The 3,745-nt window shown below is 62.8% G+C and carries 3 protein-coding genes; all 3 read right to left on the bottom strand.

The features are described 5' to 3' along the window. Positions 1-57 precede the first annotated feature (57 nt). The 3 genes from A8B82_RS20465 to A8B82_RS20455 all read right to left on the bottom strand — a co-directional run bounded on the left by A8B82_RS20465 (position 58) and on the right by A8B82_RS20455 (position 3,591). Positions 58-1,002, bottom strand: coding sequence for a TniQ family protein (locus A8B82_RS20465; protein ID WP_235604754.1), 945 nt, complete (start codon positions 1,000-1,002; stop codon positions 58-60). Between the two features lie 71 nt (positions 1,003-1,073). Next, positions 1,074-1,952, bottom strand: coding sequence for a TniB family NTP-binding protein (locus tag A8B82_RS20460; RefSeq protein ID WP_067296747.1), 879 nt, complete (start codon positions 1,950-1,952; stop codon positions 1,074-1,076). Continuing rightward, positions 1,945-3,591 carry a Mu transposase C-terminal domain-containing protein gene (locus A8B82_RS20455; RefSeq protein WP_067296744.1) on the bottom strand — a complete coding sequence of 549 codons (1,647 nt, stop codon included), beginning with the start codon at positions 3,589-3,591 and terminating at the stop codon, positions 1,945-1,947. The genes A8B82_RS20460 and A8B82_RS20455 overlap by 8 nt, the downstream gene beginning before the upstream one ends. Positions 3,592-3,745 lie beyond the last annotated feature (154 nt).

Here is a 3,745-nt window from a genome sequence, read left to right as displayed (position 1 = left end):
TGTCGGATGGCCGGTGTTGATGAGATTCAAGCACTTCCCTGAAAAACGAACCGGGGTTCATGAGATTCCGTACCGGTATTTATGAGACTGGATGAGTCGGAGTTTGTGAGACTGGCGTTGTCTCGCGGCTTTTTCTGCAGACTGCCGTGCTCTCTCGTCGCGCTCAGCGCGCCAGAACCGGGCCGAGATGCTTCGCCTCAACGAAAGAGGCCATGCGTCAATCGCCTGCCGGACCCGTCCCTGCCCCTCCGCATCGCTCATGAGCATGACTGAGATCGCCCATTTGACCGGATCCTCAATGATCCGCCCGGCGCCGACCGCCAGCGCGAAACACTGCAAGAGCGAGCCCTGCGCCAGGGCGTGGAGACCGGGACGCACTGGCTTGGCAAGCACTGGCGCCACCTGATCGTATTCGGGAACTACGACCGTGAGCGCCTGTCGGATGATCGGCGTGGTCAAAAAATCATGATAGTCCCGGCGGTCTTTCAAAGACATTCGTGGCTGCTCGCAAACGTTCGGCGGCGAGGCCCGGCGATGTCGCACCGTCAGAAGCTGAAGCACTTCGGGCGCTTCCAGGTCGCCCTGCCCCGCGCTGCGCGCCCAGGCATCGAGATGCGCGGCACCGACCTCGGCATGCCCTTCAAGTTTCTTGAAGCAATCCGTACCGAACCGATCGGACAGGGTCTCGCCGGTGGCGCCCCGAAACTCCACACCATGCACCGGGCAGCGAAATCGCCACGGCAGGGCTGTGGATTTGCGTTGCGGCTCTTCGGGACAGTACGGGCAGTAATACCGGCTCTTCCGCGCGATCATCAAACGCGCCTGTGGCCCGAACTCCCGGAATGTCATGGCCTGCACTGCTTCGGGCGAAAGGCCGATCCGAGCCGCGATCAGAGCCCCCTGCCCTTCCGAGAGACGCCATTCCAGGTCGAACACGTCGTGCCCCTTCAGGCCAAGCGTGGCGACGAATTCCGAAACCGTCATGGCGTAGAACGGGGCCATACGCGCGATCCAGGAGGACAGCCGCTCGTCAGCCTCTGGGGCGTATACGACCGGCAGGCGCCCGCACATCGTCACACCGGCTCTCCCAGGACCGCCTGCAACCGGTCGCCGCCCAGAATATCGCGCGAGAGGATGCGTTCCTCGCCACTTTCGATGGCGGCGATCGCCAGCTGCGACAAGATCGAAAAGATGCCCGAGGTGATGCCGCCAGTCACCTTGATCATCCGCGTGAGTGCCTTCTCGTCGATCTGGCTTTGGCGCCGAAGCGGCAGCGTGCGCGTGAGCGTGCTCATCAGCCCGTTCAGATCCTCGCCCTCGCGCCAAGGCGGCAACGCGAAGGCCTCGAAACGGCGCACCAGCTGATCATCGGTGCGCAGCGCGTTGCGAGCCTGCGCTGTACCAACACAGACCAGCGGGATGCGCAGCTCGTTGCCCAGAAAGCGCAGCATGTTCAGGAATCGTGCCTGTTCGCGGATCGTCCCCGCCTGCAGGCTGTGAATCTCGTCGATGACCAGCATCCCCGGACGCAATTCGGCGAGCAGACGCAAGGCCAGGCTTTCCAGCACAGACAGTGTCGCCCGAGGCGGCTCCGGGGCACCGATCGCCGCCAGGATCCGGCGGTAGAAGCGCGATTCATCAGGCCCAGACACCATCTGCACGGCGACAACCGGCATATGTAGCCGTCCGCTGGTCTCGTCGAAGCTCGATGCGTGATCGCGGGTGAACTTCTCGATGATCATCGTCTTGCCCATGCCGCTGTCACCGACAATGAGCAGGTTCGGCATGCGGGCGCGCTCGGGAAACGACATCAGCGTTTCCAGCTTCTCCAAGGCAGCCTCGGCCCTGGGATAGGAGACCCAGCGGTCGGCGCGAATCCGGTGAATGCGCTCCTCGGCGCTGAGCGCCGCGATCTTGCCGGCTCCTGGATAGAGATGCGGGAACTCAGTCATCGTCGTACCACTCCTCGACCTTGAAGCCGGGATGGCTAAGGAACGGGCTCCCCTCCCCTTCCGGCGCAGGCAGGGCATCTCGCGCGGCGGCATCCGGTGTCACATCGATCATCGGCAGAGGGGCCAGATGCGCCCGCCGCGCCTGGTGGCGCCGTATCGCCTTAGTTTGCCGCTCGGCACTGTCGACGAGGTCGCGCTGCGCCTCGATCGTCCTGAAAATCAGTTCCTCATCTACCGACCGGCGCCCGGCCTCGCGCAAAGCGCGTCGCGCTGCGCGGTGCTCCCAGAGCGTGACCGCAGGTCGGGTCAGATCCGCCGGCCGGGCTTCGATGATCCCGTTCTCTGTCAGCACGAAGATGCGCGAAAGATCACGCGGGTCGTATTTGAGCGTGAACTTGCGGCTTTCCCGGCCCATCAGCCAGCGCAACTCGTCCGCCCAGTAGCGGATGTGGAAGAGATGCAGGCCGTCGCGCTGCAAAACTCGCTGCTCGGAGGGCAGGAAATCGACCAGGAACTGCCTGAGATCGGCCGGGATTTGGATCCGGACCTCGTTCGTCCGCGCCGCCCAAGCCGCTGCAGGTGTCGTTTCCAGCGCGCTGTGGACCCGCGCATGGTAGGAGCCGGTGATCTCGAGAGCGAGCCAAGTTTCCAGCTCTCTGAGCGTCATCACCGCCTCGGCTTCCGCGTCGAGATCACCGCGCTCGAAAATATTCGAGAAATGCGAGCCCGGCAGCAGGTGAATCGCGCCCATCATCGTGCCGATCAGGCGCTCGATATGGCCGCCATAGCGCGGCGTTCCCGGTGGTCGGTGCCGCAGGTCGATCTGATATTCGGAACAGGCCCGCTCAAAGGCGCGCGCGTGGAACTCCGCGCCATTGTCCACGTAAATCGCGATCGGGATACCCTGCGCAGCCCAATCCGTGCTGATACCTCGCGCAGTGAGCCAATGCGATTTGTCCATCACCGCATGGGTCAGACACAGAGCAACAGCCAGAAGCGATGGCGGCTCCAGCGACAGATGAAACCCCAAAACCATGCGGGTGTTCACATCGATTGCCACAGTCAGCGTCGGACGACCGAGCGGGCAACGCGTCACCGGGTCGACCACTGTCACATCGGCCTTGGTGTGGTCGATCTGGACGATATCGAGAGGGCTGTCTGCAGTAAGGCCTCCCGGCGTGGCCAGATGGCGTCGCTCAGCCTTGTCCTTGCCTTCACGTCGGGCCATCAGGTTTGCCTGATCGTAACCCTCCAGCCAGCGGCCCAAACGCCGGATCGAGGGTGGTGCCAACCCTTGCGCCTGACAATCGGCAGCGATCTCCCGCCAGAACCGTGTCCTGGTGGGCTTGCGGCGGGTGGCATAAAACTCCCTGAAATGGCGGGAGACAATCTCGTCCACCGCCGGGTTCAGGGGCTGCATGCCCGGTTTGGGCCCCCGGGTATCCCGTAGCAGTGCACTGGTCCGCCCGTCTTCGCGGAACTGCTTCACCAGACGAAAGAGCGTGGATCGGCTGACATTCAACTGGCGCATGGCCCAGTCGACATTGCCCTGAGTGAGCTGGACCGGCAGCTCCGCGATCACTTGCGCGCGGCGCTCGGCCTCTTCCCAATCCTTGTCAGCTGGAAAATTATCGGACATAACTTACTCAGTGCATGGATGCCGGATAGTCTCACCAATGGTGACTCAAATCGGCGTCCAGTATCACATACCCTGAATCAGTCTCAGAAATGCGACACAGGTAAGTCATTGAAAACAAATGGATCGCAGTCTCAAAAACTCCGGCAGACCGACA

The sequence above is a fragment of the Sulfitobacter sp. EhC04 genome (genome assembly GCF_001650875.1).
Taxonomy (GTDB): domain Bacteria; phylum Pseudomonadota; class Alphaproteobacteria; order Rhodobacterales; family Rhodobacteraceae; genus Sulfitobacter.
This window is presented reverse-complemented; position numbering and strand designations above follow the sequence as displayed.